Raw genomic sequence first — 23,946 nt, forward strand, 5'->3', positions numbered from 1 at the left:
AACCAATAACGCATTTCGTGGAATAAAGAGATGAATGAAATATTTTAAAAGGATAAAACAAATAGGGAGATATTAAATTTTAAAAATAGAGAGGAGGAGATATAGTAAAGGTTCATTACAGTGTTCCATATTTCATTTTAAAATAGACGTGCTGAAAATGAAAAAGTTTCTTCTATATAAATAGAGTGAAACAAACTGAAATGCATGTAAAGGAAACTTGACGTAAAGCTTACTTTACATATATACTCGAGATAAGGGAGGAGGGAGAAATTTCCTTGGAAAATAAAATGGTCGAATACCGAAAAAAATTTGGACTATCTCAAGAAAAATTGGCTGAGAAACTTGGAGTTTCCAGACAAACCATCATTTCAATTGAAAAGGGAAAATACGATCCATCACTTCCGTTAGCATTTGAAATAGCAAAAAAATTTCAGACAACGATAGAACATGTATTTATTTATGAAGGAAAAGAAGAGGGGGAATAGGGATGAATTATTCACAAAAGTACTTTTTAATTATGGGAATTATTTTCTGTATTATGAGTGGAACCATGATATTAGCGGGCATAATGACGCATTCCGCACCACCGGCTCCAACGTATACAGTACTTGCGATGATGATTATGTGTTTCTGCTTAAGTTACTTACATCCGCAATTTAAAGAAAAAGATGAGCGAATGAAACTCATTCGTTATAAAGGAATGTTCTTCAGCTTTTTTGCGCTAACGGCATATTACCTTCTTTTCTCTTTCGGTTTAAATCTACACGTAATTACACTATCTGCGGTTGAACTATTAAACATACTAATGGCACTTACGATGAGTACAGTTTTTATCTCATTTGTTGTTTTATCGAAAAGATATTAAGATGGAAGAGAGAAAGGAAGATTAATATATGCAAATGATGTATGCTTTTGGCATTGGGATTGTATTATTTTTAGCCGTATTCTTATTTATTCGGAAAGACGTTCAAGGTGGGACGTTAACGAAACGAGGCTTTTATAAAATGATCGGCTGTTTAGTTGTTATGTTTATAGCGATTATCGTAATGATCGTTTTAATAAATCAGTCACTATAGAATGAACCTTACTTGAGTAAGGTTTTTCTTTTTGATATAAAATCCGAAAATTCCCACTATATCCATTTACTACATATAATGGGTATTATATAATTTAATAAAATGATAGGTAGGGAGCATAGTATATGAATAAAAAAACTATCTTCTTTTTATTAACATGCCTACTACTTATAGCTAGTATTACTTATATAATATGTAACAAACGAGAACAAGTGCCACCGATGTTAGTATGGAAGGATCAAGAATACTATGTTACGAATGAACCTGTCAAAGCAGAAGAAGTCGGGCAAAGGCTCGGAGAAGTAACGAAGAAAATCGAAACGAGTAAAAAAACTACTAAAAATAGAAGGCGCTGTTGCAGAAGAGACGATAGCCTATAAATATAATTCTTCTAAAGGTTTTGGGGAGGAATTAACTCTTACTAGCAAACAAGGAGTAGCTTCTTATGTACAGGGGATTGAGGGATTTTCTTTTAAAAGTGAAAGCATGATAGCTTTACAAGTATACGAAGCGGAAATTACGAAGATTAAGATCCCTGATTATATCCCTGTATTAGGTGACTATGATATAGATGTTAAAGGTGAAATCATACTGGGTGGATATGGTTATAAAATCCGTGCAGGTGAAGAATCAGGATTTTCCGCAACAGCACCTAATGGTTATGGTGGAGGATTCTCATTTAAATTTAAGAAGGAAGAGTGAGGATGGGGTTAAAATGCGTAGAGTCACACAAGTAGTAATATGTATTGCAGCGGTACTATTAATTATACTAGCTATGATAAATGGAGAAACGTGGAAAGATAAAATTGTTATTTCGCTGGCTGTTCTTATATTTACTGGATTTTCTCTAGTGTGGAACTCATTTGTTATAAATCTTATGGAAAAAGTCAATAAAAAAAGGGGGAATAAATAAATGAAACTTTTACCGATTGGAACAGTTGTGAAGCTAGAAGATATAGAACAATTTGTGATGATTATTGGAAGAATGGTTATTTCAGCGGATAATCGTGAGTTCAATTATATAGGTGTTCCTTATCCAGTTGGCTATTTGGGTGAGGAAAAAGTATTATGCTTTAATCACGATAAGATTGTGGAAGAAATGAGAGGGTATATGACTGAGAGTGAATTGGCTCTACGTGAGAAATTAGTAGAATTGTAAAAAGAAACGTAAATCTTAAAGATATGATAGGAGAAAAAAATGGGGAAGGTAATGAGAATTGTTGTAATTATTGGTATCCTTATTCCTCCAGCGTTAATGTGGAGTGCACCTGACATTCCTCTAAATGTTAAACTTCTGTTTACAGGTTTACAACTAACTGTAGGATTCATCGCAGTAGTAGTGTTAGAGGTAATATTTAGAAATCGAAAAAAGAAGAGGGCAAAATAGATATAAACTGTATAGAATGGCAGATAAGAATATTGGTGGTTAATCTTCTCAATAAAAGAAGCTAACAGAAGCAGGGAGAAATCCTTGCTTTATTTTTTGTATAGAATTACTAAGTAGAGTATCGTTAAATTAGGATATCTGAGGGGGATTACTGTAGGTGAAACTGGGAATCTGAGTTAAATAAACAGTAGTCTTAAGAGTTATCTCACTGATTTCAAAGAGTGTAAAAACTATAATTTTAATTACTATACAAACTTAAGTAGCATTTTCTTGTCAGTCCTTTCTCGGTTTTATAGAAACAAAAAAGAGCCAGCTGATTTGCTGACTAGAAGTAGTCCTCTGTTAACTTGTGGTGTCTGATGGAGACCCCCACAGTTTTAGCTTTTGAGAATATCCTCTCAAGCCCTGATACTATTAGGTTTTATGACCCCGGAGAGGCTCGAACTCACGACCTCCACCCTGTCAAGGTGGCGCTCTCCCTGCTGAGCTACGGGATCTTCAAAAATGCGTATGTACCAGCAACTTTAATCTTTATGCTAAAGTAATTATATATAATTGACTGAAATTTTACAATATTTTTATATTAAACTTTTGAAGGGAAAGTAGTTGGAATGGTGCTAGTCGTGTATTAAGGAATATATAAGTAGAGAATGTAATGAAAAGTCGATTCGAATAAAGTGGTTATATTATTTTTTTCGATACCAATCTAAAGGACCTTCATCACTTAAATCAACAAGAAAAGGGAATAAGAAGTGTAAAGGTAAGCTAATAAGTTCTGGCATAGCGTTCAATGTTTTCTTTGATAGATACTGCCTTCCGAAACAATACGGACAATCTTTTTCAAATGTCACGAGTATTGACCATACATCTTTTATTGTCCACTTCGTTTTACAATACGTACAACGCGCCATAGAGTTCCTCCTCACGTTAAGTTTTCTACCATTATATTCCATTCTATTGTACGAAAGTCATTTGTATTTGGTGTGATAAAAGGTAAGTTGTTTTATTTTTATGTGAATTTATTTAGTCATTTATGATCATTTACATATCGTTTGATATTTTTGCAGGATGATAGGTTTTTGGATTCAATATGCAAACTGGCCAATATATCCTTTTTACAATTTACTTAAAATCATGTATAACAGAGATACAAGATTATTTTACCCCGCATTAACGGGCAGTAAGATCCCTGCTCAAAATTCAGCGAAAGCGAAGAAGTTAGGTGGGAGATTAACTGCCCGTAAAAGCCCGATTGGTTCAACTAATAATCCGTGGGAGATGAAGAAAACCCCCACGGATTAAAGTTTCACTTTATAAATATTCAAGAGTAGAGGGAGAATTATTGTAATGGTAAGGAAAACGTTCAAGATGCGTGTATCTAGAAATAGAACGATTTCGATTAATGGATCAATTCTTGATGTGGATGTTACACATGATGAGTTTTTACAAGAGTTTGTTGAGTGGGTCGATTCTAAAGGTTGGTCATTTATGGGGATGACAGATGAGATTACACCTGAGGAAGCTAGTCAAAATTTAATAGATTCATTAATTGATGAGAAGGATAAGAAAGAATAATTCTTTCTTATTTTTTATTGTATATTTATGTTCTTTATCGTAAAAGTATGATATAGTAAAAAACAGTGAATATTCTTCCAATTTAATACAAATTACGTATGGATTGGTAGATTCAGTTTTTAGACTGTGAGAGTATAGGAAAAGGGAGAGTCATATGGTAAATTTTAAGAAAATTTTGGCTTTTATTACCGTTATTTGTTTATTTTTTTTGACACCTATGACGTTACGTGCTGAGACGAATATTGGAGTGAATCCGGAGCAAGTGGCACCACCACCTAAGGAAGGGCCAAATGTTTTTAGTCAGTTTGCAACTACGATTGATGCGAAAACTGGAGATGTTTTGTATGATAAAAACGCACATCATCGTGCATTTCCCGCTAGTATGACGAAAGTATTAACGGCGATTTTACTTATGGAGCATACGAAGCCAGAGGATCAATTTACGTTTTCACAATTAGCATTAGATCAAGAGAAGAGTAATTATCAAATTGAATTTCAACCTGGTGAGACGATTAATAGAAATACTGCGCTTATGATTTTAATGGTACTGAGTGCCAATGATGTGTCGCATGCGATTGCGGAGCGTATTGGGGGAAGTGTTGAGAATTTCGCTCATCTGATGAATGAGAAAGCGAAGCAATTAGGTGCTACAGATAGTCACTTTGTAACGCCAAATGGATTGCATGATCCGAACCATTATACAACGCCATTTGATATGGCTATGATTACGAGAGGCGTACAAAAGTATCCTGAAATTTTGCAAGCAATGAATACGAAAAGAACGACAGTTACGACATCTAGACAGACGGTTTCTATTTTTAACAAGTCTACTTATTTTGAAAACCCATATAGCATTGGTGGAAAGACGGGTTTTACAAATGAAGCGCGCAATACGCTCGTTTTATTAAATGAGAAGGATGGAAATCGTATTATAAATGTAGTGATGGCTTCTCAAAGACCTGAAATTTATGAAGATTTGAAGCAGATGGCGGACTATTCTTTCGGTCAATTTGTGAAGCAAACTGTACTAGATAAACATAGTTGGCACCAAAAGACAACGTATTTAAATAAAAATATTGATAGCGAACTTGAAAAAAGTGCAGAACTTATGCTTAAGAAAGATGAAGGGAAAAACGTGAGGACGATTTTCCGTACAGCTTCATTAGATAAAGATTCTTTGTATCATAAAGGAATTCATCGTGGTGAGGTAGTTGGTGCAGTTGATATTACGAAAAACAATCAAACAATTGCGACGATAAATGTTCTTTCCAAAGAAGATGTTACTTTTGCGATGCCTAAAAAAGATACGGCTACGCCTGAAGTAAACGAATCAAATGTGAAAATAATAAGCATTGGGATAGGTGCCGCTCTATTATTTGGAGCTATTTTATTTGTAGTGCTACGCCGAAATACAACAGGAATGAAATCAGAAGAAAAATAAATTACTAGTTAAAAGGCTGTGAAGAGACTTTGTCACAGTCTTTTTTTATATATTAAAAATAACTAATAATTGTAAATTTTCTTATTGCATTTCCGTTTTGTTCGTTATATTATTTACTTGTGTTCTTGTTAAAGAACGATAGTGAATATTGCATACTTCAAATAATATAAAACAACGGAGAGGGAGAGAGACGATGAAATTAATTTGGAAGGTGATTAGCAACGTTATCTCATTCGTTTTATTTGCGTTGATGGTTTGTTTAGCTTTTATAGTTATTTCTTCAAAAGCGAGTGGTGGTGATCCAACAGTGCTGGGATATCAATTTAAGAGCGTACTTTCAGGATCAATGGAACCAACATTTTTAACAGGATCAATCATTGCAATAGAGCCGACGAAAGATGGTTCTAAATATCAAAAAGGTGATGTTATTACTTTTAAAGAGAAAGATGAAAAAATTATCACCCACCGTATTATCGGTGTGAAAGATATAAATGGAAAAGTAATGTATGAAACAAAAGGGGATAACAACAACGGACCAGACTTAGAACCGGTGCTTGCGGACAATGTTATTGGTAAATATGCGGATATAACAGTACCTTATGCAGGGTATGCATTAAATTATGCGAATTCAAAAGCGGGAGCGGCATTGCTTCTTATTATTCCAGGAGTCTTTTTGCTAGGGTATTCCGCGATTTCTATTTTTAGCGCTATTCGTAGCATTGACGGAGAAAAGAAAGAGAAAAAAGTAGAACAATCCGTCTAGTTATTTTGGTTATACTTTCCGTTTAGGAAGTTGACAAATATATAGATTAAGGGGATATGGACATGACTTTAAAGAAAAAATTAGGGATGGGTATTGCATCAGCAGTATTAGGAGCAGCATTAGTTGGCGGAGGAACATTTGCATTCTTTAGCGATAAAGAAGTATCAAACAATACATTTGCGGCTGGTACGCTTGATTTAGCATTAAATCCATCAACAGTTGTTAATGTATCGAATTTAAAACCTGGTGATACAGTTGAAAAAGAATTTAAATTAGAAAATAAAGGTACATTAGATATTAAAAAAGTTCTATTAAAAACAGACTATAGTGTAGAAGATACGAAGAAAGATAATAAAGATGATTTTGGTAAACATATTAAAGTAACATTCTTAAAAAATGTAGATAAGCATGAGACGATTGTGAAACAAACTACATTAGATAAATTGAAGGGTGATACACTTACAGCAGTAGATAATGATTTAGCTGCTTGGTTCTGGGATGAAAAAGGTATTTCTGCAGGTAAATCTGATAAATTCAAAGTGAAATTTGAATTCGTTGATAATAAAAAAGATCAAAATGAATTCCAAGGTGATAAACTACAATTAACTTGGACGTTTGATGCACAACAAGGCGATGCTGAAGCAAAATAATAAGGACAATAAAAAGAGACTATCAAAAGTGATAGTCTCTTTTTCTGCTAAAAGTGAAATGTAAAAAGAAACATAATTTCTTATATCATTTTATAATTCACTTTATTATAATAAAGATATAGTTCTTGATAAAGAACAAGTTGTTCGATAGGAGAGATTAAAATGCTGAAGCCACCTAGCAATTTCAAAAAGATGCTTATATTGCCATGTTTATGTTCTATTACTTTTTATTTAGGCTCTCAAATGATGACTTATACAGAAGCAGCTTTCGTTCATGAAACGAAAGTAACGGCTACCATTTCTACAGCAAGTATTTTTCCAAAAACAGTTGATCAATTAACAGAACAAGCTAAGCAACATAAGGAAGTTATTTTGCGTGAGTATGAAGGGATGAAATTGAAATTAACCTTTACTTCCATTCAAGAGTTAGAGCAGGTGCTTACTACGTGGAAGCAAGGGCGTGAGAAAATAGTTGCGGAAAGAGAATTGTTACAAAAAGTATATGTATCAATAGAGAGTCCTTATAATCAAGTGCAAGAAGAGTTAAAAAGTAATACAACCGAATCGAATAAGCAAGTATTCTCGTATGTGAATGCGGGCTTCCATATAGTGAAAGACAATTGTGAGTATGTTGATAAAGAGGTAAAGTTACAGGTGATTGATAAACAAATTCAAGATTTTGAGAAGTTACTAGTAGATGAAACAGCAAAACTAGAAGAGGGTAAGAAACAAGAAGAAGCGAAAAAATTAGAAGAGAAGAAGCAAGAAGAAGCGAAAAAGTTAGAAGAGAGTAAGAAACAAGAAGAAGCGAAAAAGTTAGAAGAAAGTAAGAAACAAGAAGAAGCGAAAAAGCTAGAGGAGAGTAAGAAGCAAGAAGAAACAAAAAAGTTAGAAGAGAAGAAGAAACAAGAAGAAGCGAAAAAGCTAGAAGAGAAGAAGAAACAAGAAGAACAGAAAAATAAAGATAGCAAGTAAAATATAGTAACATTCCAGAGCAAATAGGGATCATAAAACAAATAGGTGAGGAGGGCACTATCACTCGCCTATTTTTCGTATCCTTCTCATCTTATTTAGCCACCTAGAGGTAGTTAGATGGATGAGGGATACTAATTAGTGGAGATAGGTCAAGAAATCAACAAAATCTTTTCTTGATTTCTTGATATTTTACTGAAAAATCAAAATAATATTGAGAAATAAAAATAACTGAAAATATTAATAAATATGTGTTGTATTTATATAGGTTTGTTCGTTATAATGAACATAAGGTTTTTAAAAAAGAACAAATATTAGCTAAGCTAATATAGTTTTAGTTACATCTCTTATTTTAAATAAGAGATAGCAATAAAAATATAAAAAACAGCTAGGGGGAATTGATTGTGAGTCTGAAAAAGAAATTAGGTATGGGAGTTGCATCAGCAGCATTGGGGTTATCTTTAATTGGTGGAGGAACATTCGCTTACTTTAGCGATAAAGAAGTATCTAACAATACATTTGCAGCTGGGACGTTAGATCTTACATTAGACCCTAAAACGCTTGTAGATATTAAAGATTTAAAACCAGGGGATTCTATTAAGAAAGAGTTCTTATTAAAGAATAGCGGTACATTAACAATTAAAGACGTTAAACTAGCAACAAAGTATACTGTGAAAGATGCAAAAGGCGATAATGCTGGTGAAGACTTTGGTAAGCACGTTAAAGTGAAATTCCTTTGGAACTGGGATAAACAAAGTGAGCCTGTATATGAAACAACTTTAGCAGATTTACAAAATGCTGATCCAGATCTTTTAGCTAAAGACATCTTTGCTCCTGAGTGGGGAGAAAAGGGTGGATTAGAAGCAGGCACAGAGGATTATCTGTGGGTACAATTTGAATTTGTAGATAATGGGAAAGAACAAAATATCTTCCAAGGTGATTCATTGAATTTAGAATGGACATTCAATGCTAACCAAGAAGCTGGCGAAGAAAAATAATTAAAAAGCGGGGATTCCCCGCTTTTTTTATAAAGAAAAAAGAAGTGCTGGTTGTAAGCACTTCTTTCTATTTATTATTTTTGATCGTGCTTCCATTTTGTAAATTCAAGAAATTCACGAAATTGTTCTTTGGAGACACCTGAGCTCATCGCATCTTTAACGAGTTGTGTCCATTCGGAGTCTAAGTGATTTTCCTTTGCTGTTTCATCATGAAGTAGAGTATCAACTGGAATTTGTAGAACTGCTGCAATTTTTTCAAGAAACTGAATGGAAGGGTTTTTTTGTAAATTTCGTTCTATAGAACTAATGTAAGATTTAGCAACACCAGCTTTTTCGGCAAGTTCAGTTAATGAAATACCTTTTTGTAAGCGAAGGCGTTTTATACGTTCTCCAATCATATTTGCGCACCTTTCTATCAATATGTAGTCGTCTTATGATGTCATTATTATAACATAAACTTCGTTAAAAAGAACAAGCCTATTGAGCCTGACTGGATGGCTTCATACGTTGGAAAAAATGTTCGATATCTTGCAGGGCGATACCAGCATCTAGAGCTTCAAGTATTAAATCAATCCATTCTTGGTCCAGTGCGTCAGTCTTATCTTTGTACAAATGTAATTCCTCCCTAATTATCGGTCATAACTGCTGCTACAGAATATATGATAATGCAATCGCATTTTGTGTTTTATATAGTGAATTATCAAATATTTTGTAGATAAAACAAAGATAAAATCCCCATTAAATTCCCTCTATGGAAATTATAAAGTTTCTGACAAGTATTTTCAATATTTTCAGAAAACATTGTTGAATTGTGATATATTCGTATGCTAACTATGGAATTTTTACAAATATATTAAAAACATTACATAATATGACTAAATATTGAAAAAATATTGAATTTTTAATAAAATTCAATTTGTAATACATATTATTTATTAGGGGAGGCAATAAGGGATGAACAAGAAACCGTTCAAAGTTTTGTCATCAATCGCTTTGACAGCTGTATTAGGTCTTTCGTTCGGAGCTGGTACTCAATCTGCATATGCTGAAACGCCTGTGAATAAGACAGCTACGAGCCCAGTTGATGATCATTTAATTCCAGAAGAACGTTTAGCGGATGCGCTAAAAAAACGTGGGGTAATTGATTCGAAGGCTTCAGAGAAAGAAACAAAGAAAGCTGTCGAAAAATACGTAGAGAACAAAAAGGGTGAAAATCCTGGGAAAGAAGTAACAAATGGGGACCCACTTACGAAAGAAGCATCTGACTTTTTAAAGAAAGTGAAAGATGCAAAAGCAGATACGAAAGAAAAGTTAGACAAACCAGCAACAGGAACACCTGCAGCGACAGGCCCAGTTAAGGGTGGTCTAAATGGTAAAGTACCAACATCTCCAGCAAAGGGAAAAGAATATAACGGTGAAGTTCGTAAAGATAAAGTACTCGTTTTACTTGTAGAGTACGCTGACTTTAAACATAACAATATCGATAAAGAGCCTGGCTATATGTATTCGGAAGACTTTAACAAAGAACATTATGAAAAAATGTTATTCGGTAATGAGCCATTTGCGTTAGAGGATGGAAGCAAAATCGAAACGTTTAAACAATATTATGAAGAGCAATCTGGTGGTAGTTACACAGTAGACGGAACGGTTACAAAATGGTTAACAGTTCCTGGTAAAGCTGCTGATTACGGTGCGGATGCTGCTACAGGTCATGATAATAAAGGACCAAAAGGACCACGTGATTTAGTAAAAGATGCATTAAAAGCAGCTGTAGATAGCGGTATTGATTTATCTGAGTTTGATCAGTTCGATCAATACGATGTAAATGGTGATGGAAATCAAAAGCAACCAGACGGGTTAATTGATCACTTAATGATTATTCATGCAGGTGTTGGACAAGAAGCAGGCGGTGGTAAATTAGGTGACGATGCAATTTGGTCACATCGCTGGACAGTTGGACCAAAACCATTCCCAATTGAAGGTACACAAGCGAAAGTTCCATATTGGGGCGGAAAGATAGCGGCATTCGACTATACAATTGAGCCAGAAGATGGCGCAGTTGGTGTATTCGCGCATGAATATGGTCATGATTTAGGCCTTCCAGATGAGTATGATACAGACTATACTGGTCATGGTGAGCCAATTCAAGCTTGGTCTGTTATGAGTGGCGGAAGCTGGGCTGGTAAGATTGCAGGAACAACGCCAACGAGTTTCTCACCACAAAATAAAGAGTTTTTCCAAAAAACAATTGGTGGTAACTGGGCGAATATCGTAGAAGTAGATTACGAGAAATTAAATAAAGGTATCGGTCTAGCAACATATTTAGACCAAAGTGTTACGAAAACGAACCGTCCAGGTATGATTCGTGTAAACTTACCTGATAAAGATATAAAAACGATTGCTCCAGCATTTGGTAAGCAGTACTACTACAGCACAAAAGGTGACAATCTTCATACAACGTTAGAAACACCATTGTTCGATTTAACGAATGCAACGAATGCGAAATTTGATTTCAAATCGTTATATGAAATTGAAGCAGAGTATGATTTCCTTGAAGTACATGCTGTAACAGAAGATGGGCAAAAAACGCTAATTGAAAAACTTGGTGAGAAAGCAAATAGTGGAAATGCACATTCGACAAATGGAAAATGGGTTGATAAATCATATGATTTAAGCCAATTCAAAGGTAAGAAAGTAAAATTAACATTTGAATACATTACAGATGGTGGTTTAGCATTAAACGGTTTCCTACTTGATAATGCTTCATTAACAGTAGATGGCAAAGTAGTATTCTCTGATGATGCAGAAGGTACACCACAATTTAAACTAGATGGTTTCGCAGTTTCTAACGGAACTGAGAAGAAAAAACATAACTACTATGTAGAGTGGAGAAATCATACTGGATCAGATAGCGCATTGAAATTTGCTCGCGGTCCAGAATATAACTCTGGTATGGTTGTATGGTATGCAGACTCAGCTTACACAGATAACTGGGTTGGTTTACATCCAGGACATGGTTTCCTTGGTGTAGTTGACTCTCATCCAGAAGCAATTGTAGGAACTTTAAATGGTAAACCGACAATTGACAGTAGTACACGATTCCAAATCGCTGATGCGGCGTTCTCATTCGATAAAACGCCAGCATGGAAAGTTGTATCTCCAACTCGTGGAACGTATACGTATAACGGCTTAGCAGGTGTGTCGAAGTTTGATGATTCAAAAACGTATATTAATCAACAGATTCCAGATGCAGGACGTATTTTACCGAACCTTGGCCTAAAGTTTGAAGTAGTAGGACAAGCTGATGATAATTCTGCAGGTGCTGTTCGCTTATATCGTTAATACAGTAAAACTACCGAGAGATTTTCTTTCGGTAGTTTTTTTGTGAGCAATGAATTTTATATAAAAGAAGAAATTATATATAATGTAACTTTACGAATAGAAATTTATTATATATGAAGTCTATATAAATAATGAAAGAATTGGATAAAAATAGTGGGAGAAGGTGAATGAATGAGTGTTTCTTCTATTGTAAATAAACAAAAAGCATATTTTTATAATGGCCATACAAGAAGTGTAGAAGTGAGAAAGAATAATTTGAAGAAGCTTTATGAAGGCATTCAGCGTTTTGAAGAAGAAATATTTCAGGCATTGAAATTAGATTTAAATAAGTCAGTTCATGAGTCGTTTACAACGGAAGTTGGATATGTATTAAAAGAAATTTCCTTTCAATTGAAGCATATTTCATCGTGGAGTAAACCGAAGCGGGTTCGAACAGCACTCACTCATTTTGGATCAAAGGGGAAAGTAGTTCCTGAACCGTACGGTGTGACACTTATTATTGCACCATGGAACTATCCATTTCAATTAGCAATTGCACCTCTTGTAGGAGCGTTGGCGGCTGGAAATACAATTGTTTTAAAGCCATCAGAGTTAACGCCAAACGTTTCCAAAGTGCTTACGAGGATGTTAGAGGAATTATTCCAAGAAGAGCTTGTAGCGGTAGTAGAAGGCGGTGTAGAAAAGAGTACGGAATTGTTAAAGGAACCGTTTGATTATATTTTCTTTACAGGTAGTGTCGGTGTTGGAAAAGTTGTGATGGAAGCAGCGGCGAAACGGTTGACGCCACTCACGTTAGAACTTGGGGGAAAAAGCCCATGTATTGTACATAAAGATGCAAAAATAGATGTAACAGCAAGACGAATTGTGTGGGGGAAGTTTTTAAATGCAGGGCAAACGTGTGTAGCACCTGATTATATGTATGTGCATGCTTCGGTGAAAGAACAGTTAATCGAGGCATTACGACACGAAATTGCGGAGCAGTATGGAAAAGATTCACTAAACAATGACAATTATGTACGAATTGTGACTGAACGTCATTTTGAACGTTTATGTGCATTTTTGAAAGATGGTAAAACGGTAATCGGCGGGAACTATAAAAAAGAAACTTTACATATAGAACCAACAGTGTTAACAAATGTTACATGGCAAAGTACTGTTATGGAAGATGAAATTTTTGGTCCGATTTTACCAATTGTAGAATACGACAACATAGAAGAGGTAATTGGAACAATTCAGCAACAACCAAAGCCGTTAGCGTTATATGTATTTTCTGAAGATAAAGAAGTACAAAAGAAAGTGACGAGTAATATTTCATATGGCGGAGGCTGTATTAATGATGTTGTCTATCATCTTGCAACGCCATATTTACCTTTTGGTGGTGTTGGAAGTAGTGGATTAGGTAGTTATCATGGGGAAGAAAGTTTTCGGACTTTTTCACATTATAAAAGCATTTTAGCCCAATCTACGGCATTCGATATGAAAATTCGTTACTCTTCTACAAAAAGTGCTTTAAAATTCATACGAAAGTTGTTAAAATGATGATGGTGTTTATCAGTAGGCGTAGCCGTATGATAATAGCCCCTTCGCAATGGAAGGGGTTTTTCTGTTCGACATATGTATCATGCAAAAATGAATCAAACATACTACATAAAGAATAGAAGAGAACGCTGCTAAACAACCATTTTTGTTTGGATCGAAACAAAAAATAGTCTATAGAACATAAATATTTATTCATGAATATAAAAATTAAAATTTAAGGTAGATAGGACGGGAAAATGAAAAAGATTATTAAAGTTGAAGCAGTAGAAAAACATTTTGGAAATCAAGTGATTATCCCACCTCTTTCTTTAGACATTAAAGAAGGGGAATTTTTAACGATTTTAGGGCCGAGTGGTTGCGGGAAAACAACGTTACTTCGCATGATCGCAGGTTTTGAAACGCCAACTAAAGGGAATCTTTTATTAGATGATGAAAAGATTAACGATTTGCCACCATATAAGCGTCATATGAACTTAGTGTTCCAACATTATGCGCTATTCCCACATATGAATGTGGAGAAAAATATTTGTTTCGGTATGAAAATGCAGAAAGTACCGGCAGCAGAGCAGAAAGAGCGTGCTGAAGAGGCAATGCGTTTAACGCAGTTACTTGAGTTCCGTAATCGTAAACCTGCAAAGCTTTCTGGTGGACAGCAACAGCGTGTAGCAATTGCGAGAGCGATTGTAAATAACCCGCGTGTATTATTACTAGATGAGCCACTTGGGGCGTTAGACTTTAAGTTAAGAAAAGATTTGCAACGTGAATTAAAAAACTTACAACGTAATTTAGGAATTACATTCATATACGTAACGCACGATCAAGAAGAAGCGATGAGCATGAGTGATCGTATTGTCGTTATGAATAAAGGACATATTGAGCAAATTGGAACGCCGAAAGAAATTTACAATAAGCCGAAAACAATGTTCGTTGCGACATTTATCGGTGAAAATAATATTGTGAAAAACGGGGAAGGCTATGTAGCAATTCGCCCTGAAAACGTAAAGGTACGTTCGGTTGAAGAGCCGATTTTAAAAGAATACCATCTTGGACATATTGAAGACGTTGAGTTTGTTGGAAATATGGAAAAGCTGTATGTACGTGACGAGAAAACATCAGAATTACTAATGGCATATCAAACTGCTGAAGAAGCAGCGCAGTGGAGCATTGGAGATAATGTATACGTAGGCTGGGAGCAAGAGGACGAGGTGACCTTAAATTGAAAAAAGGGAAATTACTCGCACTACCGACAGTCGCGTGGCTGTTAATCTTCTTCCTAATTCCCCTTCTGTTTGTATTGGCATTTGCCTTTATGCAGCGCGGGGCATATGGAACAGTGGAAATGCAATTTACGTTAGAGAATATAGCTCGTGTGTTTGATCCACTATACATGGGAACGTTATGGGAAACTGTTAAGATTGCAGTTATTACAACAGTAATCTGTTTAGTAATTGGTTATCCATTTGCTTATACAATTACAATTGTTGATCGCAAATACCGTTCCATTCTTTTATTATTGGCAACGATCCCGTTTTGGATTAACTTCCTTGTTCGTTCATACGCATGGATTGTTATTTTACGTTCACAAGGTCTTGTAAACACATTGCTATTGAAACTAGGTATTATAAGTGAACCTTTAAATTTACTATATAACACACCTTCTGTAATACTCGGAATGGTCTATTCTTTATTACCATTTATGATTTTACCGGTGTATGCAGCGATTGAGCAGCTTGATAAGCGTAAGCTAGAAGCAGCTTATGATTTAGGAGCAACACCAGCAAAGGCATTTTGGAATGTAACAGTACCAATGACGATGTCAGGGATTGCTACTGGTTCTATTTTAGTGTTTGTTTCTTCTATCGGAATGTTTGTTGTATCAGACGTTATGGGTGGATCGAAAGTAGCATTAATCGGAAACGTAATTCAAAATCAATTCTTAGGAGCGCGTGACTGGCCGTTTGGATCTGCGTTATCTATGATTGTTGTTCTATTCTCTGTTCTGTTAATTTACTTATATTATCGTGCAACGAAAGTATATAAATATGATGGAAACGGAGGGGAATAGGCAAAGATGAAGAAGTTTTTAGTTTCTTATTCTTGGTTAATTTTATTGTTCTTGTATTTTCCAATGATGGTTTTAATGGTATATTCCTTCAATGATTCTCGCATTAATGCGGAATGGGAAGGTTTTACATTCCATTGGTATACAGATTTATTTCAAAAGCAAGATGTTATTGATGCGTTTGTAAATAGTATGACGATTGCGATCGTAACGACGGTTGTAACGACAGTTCTTGGTGTGATTTTCGCGATTGCATTACATCGTTATAAATATCGTTATGAAGGGGCTATTAACGGTCTTGTGTATTTACCAATTTTAATTCCTGATATTTTAATGGGATTATCTTTACTTATCTTATTTAGTCAATTAGGTATGGAGCTTGGCAAAACAACAATTATTATTGCGCACATTACATTTAGTATTTCATTTGTTGTCGTTATTTTAGCAGCACGTCTTTCTGGAATGGGACGTGATTTAGAAGAGGCTGCCAATGATTTAGGAGCAACGCCGTGGCAAACATTTCGTTATGTAACGTTCCCGGCAATTGCACCAGGAGTTGTTTCAGCCGCATTATTAACATTCACATTATCAATTGATGATTTTGTAATTAGTTTCTTCGTATCAGGACCAGGATCAACAACATTGCCATTATACATTTACAGTATGGTTAAGCGCGGAGTATCACCAGAAATTAATGCACTTTCTACAATTTTAATTGTGGCTATCGTAGGATTAATGGTTCTATCTGAAATCTTCCGTAACAAAGGTGCAGATGGTGAAGAAAACTCTGGAGGACACCTTCCTTTATAATACGAACGATATAGAAAGTACGAGGAGGTAATAAACCGATGAAATTAATAAAAAGATTAGCCGGCGCAGCAATTAGCTTTAGCCTTGTTGCTGGTGTACTTGCTGGTTGTGGTGAAAAGAAAGAAGAGTTAAATATTTATAGCTGGGCTGACAATTTTGATGAGCAAGTGCTAAGAGATTTTGAAAAGAAATATAACGTGAAAGTTAACTATGATAAGTATGCAAGTAATGAAGAAATGCTTGCGAAATTACAAGCAGGTGGCGCGAAGTATGATTTAATTCAGCCGTCTGATTACATGGTTAAAACAATGGCGAAAATGGATTTATTAGCGCCGTTAGACAAAAAGAATATCCCGAATATCGAAAATATGGTTTCTAACTTCAAAACACCGGCGTTTGATCCAGAGAATAAATATTCTTTAGTATATACTTGGGGTGTAACAGGTATTGCATACAATAAAAAGTATGTGAAAGAAGCTCCTACAAGCTGGGCTGACCTATGGAATGAAAAATATAAAGGGCATGTAACTTTATTAAATGATTCTCGTGAAGTGTTAGGAATGGGTCTTAAAAAGCATGGATTCTCAAACAGCACGAAAGACGATACACAGTTAAAGACAGCAGCAGATGATTTAAAGAAGCTGCTTCCAAACTTATTAGCATTTGATACAGATAATATTAAACAAAAATTCATTACAGAAGATGCTTGGATCGGAACAGTTTGGTCTGGAGATGCAGCATTTATCGCAAAAGATAATAAAGATGTAGAGTACGTTGTACCAAAAGAAGGCGGCACAATTTGGGCTGATACGTTAGCAATTCCAAAAGGTGCGAAAAACAAAGAGCTTGCAGAGAAGTTTATGAACTACTTATTAGATGAAAAAGTAAGTGTGAAAAACTACGAGTCAATTGGATACAGTAATCCTAATGAAAAAGCTCATCCTCTTCATAGTAAAGAATATCGTGATAATCATATGATCTTCTTAACGAAAGAAGAATTAGATCGTACGGAATGGCTTGTTGATGTAGACGATAAGCTAAAAGACTATGATCGTTACTGGACAGAGTTAAAAACAAAAGGTAAATAAGTAAGGAAATGCGGTTTCTAAAGTAGAAATCGCATTTTTTCATAGTAGGAGGAAATCGCTTGAAAAAGAAGTTGCAACAATATGAGGTAGTATGTATCGTTTTATTACTTGCTGTATTTGGCATTGTTGCTTGGCGCGTACATGCGGGTGGCGTTACAGTGATGGATACATATGTCCGAGCATTAGTAACAGGATTACAAACAGAAGGTTCGCTTACATTTTTTTCACACTATACAAAATTAGGTTCTGCTATCGGGATTGTAACTACGCTGGCTATAAGTTTACTTGTTTTTTGGAGAAAACGTTATTATGCTGCGATGATCGTGTATCCAATGGGCATTTTAATAACACATCTTGTTAATAAAGGGATAAAAGAAATTGTGAAAAGAGAGCGTCCGTCGTTAAATGAAGCGTTGGATGCGCTTGGATATAGCTTCCCTAGTGGGCATGCAATGTTATCTATTATGACATTCGGATTTCTTGCTTATATCATTGCGGCAAATTTGAAGAGTGTAACGGGGAAATATGTTATAACGATTTTGATGGGAATCGTAATTGTATCGATTGGATTAAGTAGAGTTATTTTAAATGTACATTATCCAACTGATATTTTAGCTGGTTATTGCGTAGGTGGTATTTTGTTAATTATAGCGATTTACTGTCATCGTTTACTTACCGAGAGATTGGGGCTTAATAAAGAGAGATAAAAAAACGTCTAGAAAAACTATCATTATAGTGTTTCTAGACGTTTTTTGTTTGTACGAAGATGTGATACAGTATAAATGACAATTGAATTATTTAAAGTAGGTGAAAATGTGTGAAGACAAATGTACATAAAGTAGATAAGTGGGGGAAGTTAGGAGCTTTTTTGTATCAGTTTCGTTATACAGTAATTGTAGCATTACTATTGCTTGCGATCGCACTTGGTATTTTTGCTCCAAAGCTACCAGGAGTATTAGGTGGTGACGGTTTCCAAACGGAAGGGGACTATCAAAAAACGAAAGAAATTTTAGATAAAGATTTTAAGAGGTCTCAAGATACACTTTTACTCGTTTTTGAAAAAAATAAGGGTGCTTCACATGAGGAATTTCAAAAGCAAGTAGAGGGAATTGTAAAAAATGTACAAGAGAAAGAGACATATGAATCTTTCCATCACCCAGTGCAAAATAAAGAAATGTTACAAGATGATATCGGCTATGCGACAATTTTATTTTCCGGGAAAACAAATAAGGAACGAATGGAAAAGACATTACAATTTGCTGATAAAATCGAAAAGGAAAGTAATGCAGCGTTAAAAGTAACGCCTACAGGGTTTCCAAAAATTAATAAAGAGATTAATGAAAGAACGCAAAATGATTTAAAAGTAGCAGAGATGATTGGGTTACCGATTGCATTTCTCGTATTACTATTTTCATTTGGTAGCCTTTTAGCATCTATTTTACCAATTGTAAATGGGGCACTTAGTGTTATTAGTACGATGGGCATATTATACTTTATAGGTAGTGATAAGGAACTATCTATCTTTGTGTTAAATGTTGCACCGATGATTGGACTTGCGCTATCTATTGATTTTGCACTATTATTTGTAAATCGCTTTCGAGAGGAAGTTGCAAAGCGAACGGTAAAAGAAGCGATAGCAATTACATATCAAACAGCAGGGCGCGCTATCGTATTTTCAGGATTATGTGTATTTGTTGGATTATCCGGCTTGTTTTTCTTTAAAATCGATTATATTCAGTCTGTCGCAATTAGTGGAATGATTGTTGTGATTATGAGTATTTTATTCTCACTCACACTTCTTCCAGCGTTATTGTCATTAATTGGGAAACGAATATTAAAAAAGAATCAAGTAGCGCATACGCCGGCAAAGGCGTGGCGTAAGTTTGCACAATTTGTAATGAAACATCCAATTGCGATGATTATTGTTGTTACAACATTTATTGTTATTTGCTTATTACCGTTACGTACAGCTAATTTGCAGTTCCCTGACGTAGAAGCTCTACCTAAACAAAGTGATACAAGAATTGCATATGATAAGTACGAAGAGGCATTTAATAAAACGGCAAAAAAACATGCTGATGTTACGTTAGTGGTAGAGACGAAAAAAGATATGAAAGAAAAAGAAAGTTTACAAAAGATAGAAGAAGTCGTTCAAAAGTTAAAAGATGATAAGAAAGTATATGAAGTGAGAAGCTTATACGACGGGTTAACTGGTATGAAAGCAGATCAAGTTGCTGGAATGTTAGAGTCGCCAGAAGCTGCGAAACTAGCTCCTATATTTGAAGCATATACGAAAGGAAATAAGACGACGATAGAAATCTTTTTGAAAACAAAACCACGTACTGAAACTGCTAAACAGTGGGTTCGTAATTTTAAACAAAATTATAAAGAAACAGATGTTACGTATTATTTAGGTGGGATGACGACGTTCCAACAAGAGTTAGAAGATGAAATTAAAGATAAAGTTGCAATTGGTATGTCTGTTATATTTGGATCTACCTTTGTTATATTATTATTTGCATTCCAATCTATACTCATTCCGATTAAGGCGATTATTATGAATATACTTAGTTTAAGTGCAACAATAGGAATTGTTGTTTGGTTATTTGAAGGTGGGCATTTTGGTTTAGAAGCGAGTCCTGTTCTATTTGTCTTACCAATCTTCATTTTCGGTCTCGTATTTGGGCTTAGCATGGATTATGAAGTCTTTCTTATTTCACGTATCCATGAACTGTATGAAGAAACAGGAGATAACGATCAAGCGACGTTAGAAGGACTTGTGTCAACAAGTAGAATCATTACATCAGCTGCGTTAATTATGATTGTTGTAACTGGTGCGTTTGCCTTTACTGATATTTTACCAGTACGGCAAATGGGGCTTGGCGTTGCATTAGCGATATTCCTTGATGCGACAATTATTCGTCTTATGCTTGTACCAAGTTTAATGAAATTGTTTGGAGACTGGAACTGGTGGTTACCATTTCGAAAGAAAAGAGAAAAATCATCGTAAAAAATACTCATCTTATAGATGAGTATTTTTTTATGAATAGCAAGACCTACATTTTGCAAATAGTATGTGATAAGAACATTACATATAAGTAGGTGAAGGCAATGTTTCGTTATTTTAAGTTTAAGCTAAATGATACAGTACAGTTTGCAGAAAACGATGGGCATATGTATCGCATTGTCGGTTATCGGTTAGAAAAAGGATTTTATCCAAAAGATGAATGGACTCATATTATTTATGAATTGCTGAGAGATTTTGATGGGTATACGATGGATGCGGAAGAGGAGGAACTTGTAAAGGTCATTCAAGTAGAGGATGAGTATTACAAAATACAAGAAGTATCGGGCTATCGTTATCCAGTAAAAATGAAGCAAAAACAACAAGTGATGAAAGTAGAAAAAATTGATGACTTATTAGATACGTATAATGATTATAAAAGATTGGCGGATTTCTTTAAAGATTTATCGTATGAGCAAAAAGCGGAAGAAGTATTGCAGGAAATGAAACGGCGTAGAGCGTGAGGGGGACAGTCTACTATAAGACTGTCCTCTATTTTTGACGGTGCATCAAATTGTGTTTTCCGTTACAATGAGAGAATCAATAGAAATAAGGTGATACAGTATGGAAACGAAGAAGAAGGGCGAATGGTGCGAAATTACTGTTCCAGCGAAATGGAATGGCATAAGTATTGATTCGTTATTAAAAATAGAATGGGAAATACCGAAAAAGTTGTTACATCAGCTTCGTATGGAAAAAGGTATTACCGTTAACGGAGAACAGAGAAGATGGAATGAGCTTTTAAAAGAAGGCGATAAGTTACAAGTGCATATGTTTATGGAAGAAGAATACGATGTAGAGCCTGAATATGGTGAATTAGATGTAGTATATGAAGACGATCACGTACTCATCGTAAATAAGCCTGAGAAGATGGATACGCATCCTGCGGAAAAAGGTGGAACGGGAACACTTGCAAACCTTGTTGCTTTTCATTTTCAAATGCAAGGTGTAGAGACGAAGATTCGTCATATTCATCGGTTAGATAAAGATACGACAGGTGGTGTCGTGTTTGCTAAGCATAGAATTGCTGGTGCAATTATGGATCGTTTATTAATGGAACGAAAAATTAAAAGAACATATGCAGCGCTTGTGGAAGGGAAAGTAAAAGGTAAGCAAGGAACAATTGACGCAGCTATTGGAAGAGATCGCCATCATGCGACGAGACGACGTGTTTCTCCAAAGGGGGACCAAGCAATCACATATTATAAAGTAGAGAAGTATTTTAAAAAACAAAATGCTACGTTCGTAACGTTACAATTAGAAACAGGTAGAACACATCAAATTCGTGTTCATATGAGCTATCATGGTAATCCATTAGTTGGAGATGTATTATACGGTGGACAAACGAAATATATATCCAGGCAAGCATTACATGCGATGAAAATTCATTTCTTGCATCCAATTACGAAAGAAGAGATCGAAGTGGATGTACCATTTCCGACAAAATTAAATAATACAATGAAAGAATTTCAAAGAATGAATGCATAAAGTGTAAGTTTAAATTTGAGAAAAATAGATTCTTGCAGGAATTTCTCTAAAAGAAGCGAAGCCGTTAAGAGAAAAGAGAGGTGAGAATTACTTGGTCAAATATAAATATATACTAGGAATATTTTTCGCTTGTCTTTTAGTTACTCTATGCCTCTATTCATACTTACCAAACCTTATGGCAGTACATTGGAATGAAAATGGTGAGCCAAACGAGTTTATGAGTAAACAAGTTGTTATAGCATTTATTCCTTGTCTTATTATTTTTTTACATGGATTCGTGTATATTATTTCACATTATGTATATAAGCTTAATGAAGGCGAGCATGTCATTATAAGTGGATTTCTAAAGACGATTACTTTATTTATGTTGTTTATCCATCTGCTCATTCTCTTTATTAATTTTGGAAGCATGATATCCTTTCAGACAGGACTAACAATTGGAATTAGTTTGTTTCTTTTTATGCTTAGTAAAGGATTTAAAAAAGTTAAGAGTACGGAAAAGGACCCAGTCAAATTACAAAAAATTCGTTTAGTGAGTAGGCGGATTTTTCAAGTGATGGCATGTAGTATATGGTTTTCCTTGTTTTTGAACTTGAAATGGGGATTTTATGTGTTACTTAGTGTAATAAGTTGTGGCTCTATTTTGTTTATGTTCTACATATTGTACTCATACATAATAGAAAGTTATGAAACGTAAAAAGAGTCTTCTCATTATGAGAAGACTCTTTTAATCTATTTACTTCGTAATAAATTGTTGTGTCCAGTAGTTGCCGCTTTCTACATAGCCAACACCGATGTGAGTGAAGCCGTTATTTAAGATATTTGCACGGTGTCCAGCACTGTTCATCCAAGCTTGTACTACCTCTTCAGGTGTACGTTGGCCTTGAGCGATATTTTCACCTGCAGATGTATAAGAAATACCAAATTTCTTCATCATGTCAAATGGAGACCCATATGTAGGGCTGTTATGATCAAAGTAGTTATTCTTCTGCATATCTTCAGATTTAACACGTGCTACTTTGCTTAATTCAGTATCGATTTTTAGTGCTGGTAAGCCTTGTTTTGCACGTTCAGCGTTTGTTAATTCAACAACACGTTGTTCGAATTCGCTTAAAGATTTTGCTTCTTCAGCATGCTTTTGCTCAGCAGGTTTTTGTTCAGTAGGTTTTTGAGTATTGTTGTTTTCAGCTGGTTTTTGAGCTTCTGGTTTTTGAACTTCTTCAGCAGGCTTTTGCTCAACTGGTTTTTGCTCAGCAGGCTTTTGAGTTTCTGGCTTAGCTGTTGGTTGCTCAGTTACAACATTTTCAGTTGGTTGTTGACCAGGAATGAAGCAGTTTGGTTGGAAATTTCCTTGTTGCCATTGTGCTAATGACTCAACGCCCATAGATTGTAAGAATGCTTGTAATTCTTGTTGGTTCATTTGCTTCATCATCACTTTTGAATGCTGAATATTTTGAACCTTTATGTTAGATGGTTGTACAGTTGCAGCTTGTGCATCTAAAGATGATACTCCTAAAGTAAGAGCTGTTGCAGCAGCTACAGATAATAAAACACGCTTTTTCATGATGTGTGTCCCCCTATATAAAGTTTTAATTTGTTTTCACACGATTTGTTTTGACAGCCTGTCTGACTGACAAATTCATCGTAGCATACAATTTGTGAGAAAAAAGATGGAAAAAAATTCATAGACT

28 protein-coding genes, 1 tRNA gene and 1 pseudogene are annotated in these 23,946 nt (G+C 35.0%); 25 read left to right on the forward strand and 5 right to left on the reverse strand.

Features of this window, described 5'->3' with window-relative positions; translation table 11 throughout:
• Positions 1-275 precede the first annotated feature (275 nt).
• The 8 genes and pseudogenes from NHG49_RS06490 to NHG49_RS06525 all read left to right on the forward strand — a co-directional run bounded on the left by NHG49_RS06490 (position 276) and on the right by NHG49_RS06525 (position 2,463).
• Positions 276-485, forward strand: a complete 210-nt coding sequence (locus NHG49_RS06490; RefSeq protein WP_098101841.1) for a helix-turn-helix transcriptional regulator — start codon at positions 276-278, stop codon at positions 483-485.
• A 2-nt stretch (positions 486-487) separates the two neighbouring features.
• On the forward strand, positions 488-865 hold the full coding sequence (locus NHG49_RS06495) for a permease (RefSeq protein ID WP_088048347.1): 378 nt from the start codon (positions 488-490) through the stop codon (positions 863-865).
• 28 nt (positions 866-893) lie between these two features.
• A complete protein-coding gene (locus tag NHG49_RS06500) occupies positions 894-1,076 on the forward strand; it encodes a DUF3976 domain-containing protein (protein ID WP_064476764.1) in 183 nt (60 codons plus the stop codon).
• Between the two features lie 125 nt (positions 1,077-1,201).
• Positions 1,202-1,420 (forward strand): annotated as a pseudogene (locus NHG49_RS06505) (hypothetical protein); the annotation flags it as partial.
• 142 nt (positions 1,421-1,562) lie between these two features.
• Positions 1,563-1,778 (forward strand): hypothetical protein, encoded by a 216-nt coding sequence (locus NHG49_RS06510; RefSeq protein WP_064476762.1) that lies wholly within the window; start codon positions 1,563-1,565, stop codon positions 1,776-1,778.
• 13 nt (positions 1,779-1,791) lie between these two features.
• Positions 1,792-1,989: a hypothetical protein gene (locus NHG49_RS06515; RefSeq protein ID WP_064476761.1), complete on the forward strand. Its 198-nt coding sequence runs from the start codon at positions 1,792-1,794 to the stop codon at positions 1,987-1,989.
• Positions 1,990-2,235 carry a DUF4176 domain-containing protein gene (locus NHG49_RS06520; protein WP_064476760.1) on the forward strand — a complete coding sequence of 82 codons (246 nt, stop codon included), beginning with the start codon at positions 1,990-1,992 and terminating at the stop codon, positions 2,233-2,235.
• Positions 2,236-2,274: 39 nt separating this feature from the next.
• Positions 2,275-2,463 carry a hypothetical protein gene (locus NHG49_RS06525; RefSeq protein ID WP_258125625.1) on the forward strand — a complete coding sequence of 63 codons (189 nt, stop codon included), beginning with the start codon at positions 2,275-2,277 and terminating at the stop codon, positions 2,461-2,463.
• Between the two features lie 424 nt (positions 2,464-2,887).
• On the opposite strand, the gene NHG49_RS06530 is transcribed toward NHG49_RS06525, so the two are convergent.
• Together NHG49_RS06530 and NHG49_RS06535 are read right to left on the reverse strand one after the other, a co-directional pair.
• Positions 2,888-2,960: transfer RNA gene (locus NHG49_RS06530), tRNA-Val, on the reverse strand.
• Positions 2,961-3,149: 189 nt separating this feature from the next.
• Positions 3,150-3,374: a hypothetical protein gene (locus NHG49_RS06535; RefSeq protein ID WP_063260295.1), complete on the reverse strand. Its 225-nt coding sequence runs from the start codon at positions 3,372-3,374 to the stop codon at positions 3,150-3,152.
• Between the two features lie 436 nt (positions 3,375-3,810).
• On the opposite strand from NHG49_RS06535, the gene NHG49_RS06540 reads away from it, so the two are divergent.
• The 6 genes from NHG49_RS06540 to calY all read left to right on the forward strand — a co-directional run bounded on the left by NHG49_RS06540 (position 3,811) and on the right by calY (position 8,862).
• Entirely contained in the window at positions 3,811-4,038 is a 228-nt protein-coding gene (locus tag NHG49_RS06540; protein ID WP_000251865.1) for a hypothetical protein, read from the forward strand.
• Between the two features lie 154 nt (positions 4,039-4,192).
• Positions 4,193-5,479: a D-alanyl-D-alanine carboxypeptidase family protein gene (locus NHG49_RS06545; protein WP_088048348.1), complete on the forward strand. Its 1,287-nt coding sequence runs from the start codon at positions 4,193-4,195 to the stop codon at positions 5,477-5,479.
• A 193-nt stretch (positions 5,480-5,672) separates the two neighbouring features.
• Positions 5,673-6,242, forward strand: a complete 570-nt coding sequence (gene sipW, locus NHG49_RS06550) for a signal peptidase I SipW (RefSeq protein ID WP_064476757.1) — start codon at positions 5,673-5,675, stop codon at positions 6,240-6,242.
• Positions 6,243-6,304: 62 nt separating this feature from the next.
• The gene (locus NHG49_RS06555; RefSeq protein WP_064476756.1) at positions 6,305-6,892 is read left to right on the forward strand and encodes a CalY family protein; all 588 of its coding nucleotides are present in this window, start codon (positions 6,305-6,307) and stop codon (positions 6,890-6,892) included.
• Between the two features lie 162 nt (positions 6,893-7,054).
• Complete coding sequence (locus tag NHG49_RS06560; protein ID WP_064476755.1) at positions 7,055-7,867, forward strand: DUF4047 domain-containing protein; 813 nt, start codon at positions 7,055-7,057, stop codon at positions 7,865-7,867.
• Positions 7,868-8,268: 401 nt separating this feature from the next.
• Complete coding sequence (gene calY, locus NHG49_RS06565; RefSeq protein WP_064476754.1) at positions 8,269-8,862, forward strand: biofilm matrix protein CalY; 594 nt, start codon at positions 8,269-8,271, stop codon at positions 8,860-8,862.
• Positions 8,863-8,936: 74 nt separating this feature from the next.
• Here calY and NHG49_RS06570 read toward each other — a convergent pair whose 3' ends face one another.
• Both NHG49_RS06570 and NHG49_RS06575 read right to left on the reverse strand, forming a co-directional pair.
• A complete protein-coding gene (locus NHG49_RS06570; RefSeq protein WP_000578867.1) occupies positions 8,937-9,260 on the reverse strand; it encodes a helix-turn-helix domain-containing protein in 324 nt (107 codons plus the stop codon).
• 79 nt (positions 9,261-9,339) lie between these two features.
• A complete protein-coding gene (locus NHG49_RS06575; RefSeq protein WP_000276217.1) occupies positions 9,340-9,474 on the reverse strand; it encodes an anti-repressor SinI family protein in 135 nt (44 codons plus the stop codon).
• Between the two features lie 342 nt (positions 9,475-9,816).
• Between NHG49_RS06575 and inhA1 the strand changes: the two genes are divergently transcribed.
• From inhA1 to NHG49_RS06630, 11 genes are all read left to right on the forward strand, one after another.
• Positions 9,817-12,204, forward strand: coding sequence for a M6 family metalloprotease immune inhibitor InhA1 (inhA1, locus tag NHG49_RS06580; RefSeq protein WP_064476753.1), 2,388 nt, complete (start codon positions 9,817-9,819; stop codon positions 12,202-12,204).
• A 171-nt stretch (positions 12,205-12,375) separates the two neighbouring features.
• Positions 12,376-13,743, forward strand: a complete 1,368-nt coding sequence (locus NHG49_RS06585; RefSeq protein ID WP_064476752.1) for an aldehyde dehydrogenase — start codon at positions 12,376-12,378, stop codon at positions 13,741-13,743.
• A 236-nt stretch (positions 13,744-13,979) separates the two neighbouring features.
• Positions 13,980-14,963: a spermidine/putrescine ABC transporter ATP-binding protein PotA gene (gene potA, locus NHG49_RS06590; RefSeq protein ID WP_000720323.1), complete on the forward strand. Its 984-nt coding sequence runs from the start codon at positions 13,980-13,982 to the stop codon at positions 14,961-14,963.
• Complete coding sequence (gene potB, locus NHG49_RS06595) at positions 14,960-15,808, forward strand: spermidine/putrescine ABC transporter permease PotB (protein WP_000715495.1); 849 nt, start codon at positions 14,960-14,962, stop codon at positions 15,806-15,808. Before potA ends, potB begins: the two co-directional genes overlap by 4 nt.
• A gap of 6 nt (positions 15,809-15,814) precedes the next feature.
• Positions 15,815-16,615 carry a spermidine/putrescine ABC transporter permease PotC gene (potC, locus tag NHG49_RS06600; RefSeq protein ID WP_064476751.1) on the forward strand — a complete coding sequence of 267 codons (801 nt, stop codon included), beginning with the start codon at positions 15,815-15,817 and terminating at the stop codon, positions 16,613-16,615.
• Positions 16,616-16,653: 38 nt separating this feature from the next.
• The gene (gene potD / locus NHG49_RS06605) at positions 16,654-17,703 is read left to right on the forward strand and encodes a spermidine/putrescine ABC transporter substrate-binding protein PotD (RefSeq protein ID WP_064476750.1); all 1,050 of its coding nucleotides are present in this window, start codon (positions 16,654-16,656) and stop codon (positions 17,701-17,703) included.
• A 59-nt stretch (positions 17,704-17,762) separates the two neighbouring features.
• Entirely contained in the window at positions 17,763-18,410 is a 648-nt protein-coding gene (locus NHG49_RS06610; protein ID WP_258125626.1) for a phosphatase PAP2 family protein, read from the forward strand.
• A gap of 110 nt (positions 18,411-18,520) precedes the next feature.
• Positions 18,521-20,713 (forward strand): MMPL family transporter, encoded by a 2,193-nt coding sequence (locus NHG49_RS06615; RefSeq protein WP_258125628.1) that lies wholly within the window; start codon positions 18,521-18,523, stop codon positions 20,711-20,713.
• 101 nt (positions 20,714-20,814) lie between these two features.
• Positions 20,815-21,231: a hypothetical protein gene (locus tag NHG49_RS06620; RefSeq protein ID WP_000490295.1), complete on the forward strand. Its 417-nt coding sequence runs from the start codon at positions 20,815-20,817 to the stop codon at positions 21,229-21,231.
• Positions 21,232-21,331: 100 nt separating this feature from the next.
• Positions 21,332-22,255 carry an RluA family pseudouridine synthase gene (locus NHG49_RS06625; protein ID WP_258125629.1) on the forward strand — a complete coding sequence of 308 codons (924 nt, stop codon included), beginning with the start codon at positions 21,332-21,334 and terminating at the stop codon, positions 22,253-22,255.
• A gap of 91 nt (positions 22,256-22,346) precedes the next feature.
• Positions 22,347-22,952, forward strand: a complete 606-nt coding sequence (locus NHG49_RS06630) for a DUF1648 domain-containing protein (protein ID WP_064476746.1) — start codon at positions 22,347-22,349, stop codon at positions 22,950-22,952.
• 39 nt (positions 22,953-22,991) lie between these two features.
• On the opposite strand, the gene NHG49_RS06635 is transcribed toward NHG49_RS06630, so the two are convergent.
• Positions 22,992-23,819 (reverse strand): CAP domain-containing protein, encoded by an 828-nt coding sequence (locus NHG49_RS06635; protein ID WP_258125630.1) that lies wholly within the window; start codon positions 23,817-23,819, stop codon positions 22,992-22,994.
• Positions 23,820-23,946: the final 127 nt, after the last annotated feature.

Origin of the sequence: Bacillus sp. IBL03825, from assembly GCF_024712505.1 — a bacterium.
GTDB lineage: Bacteria > Bacillota > Bacilli > Bacillales > Bacillaceae_G > Bacillus_A > Bacillus_A wiedmannii.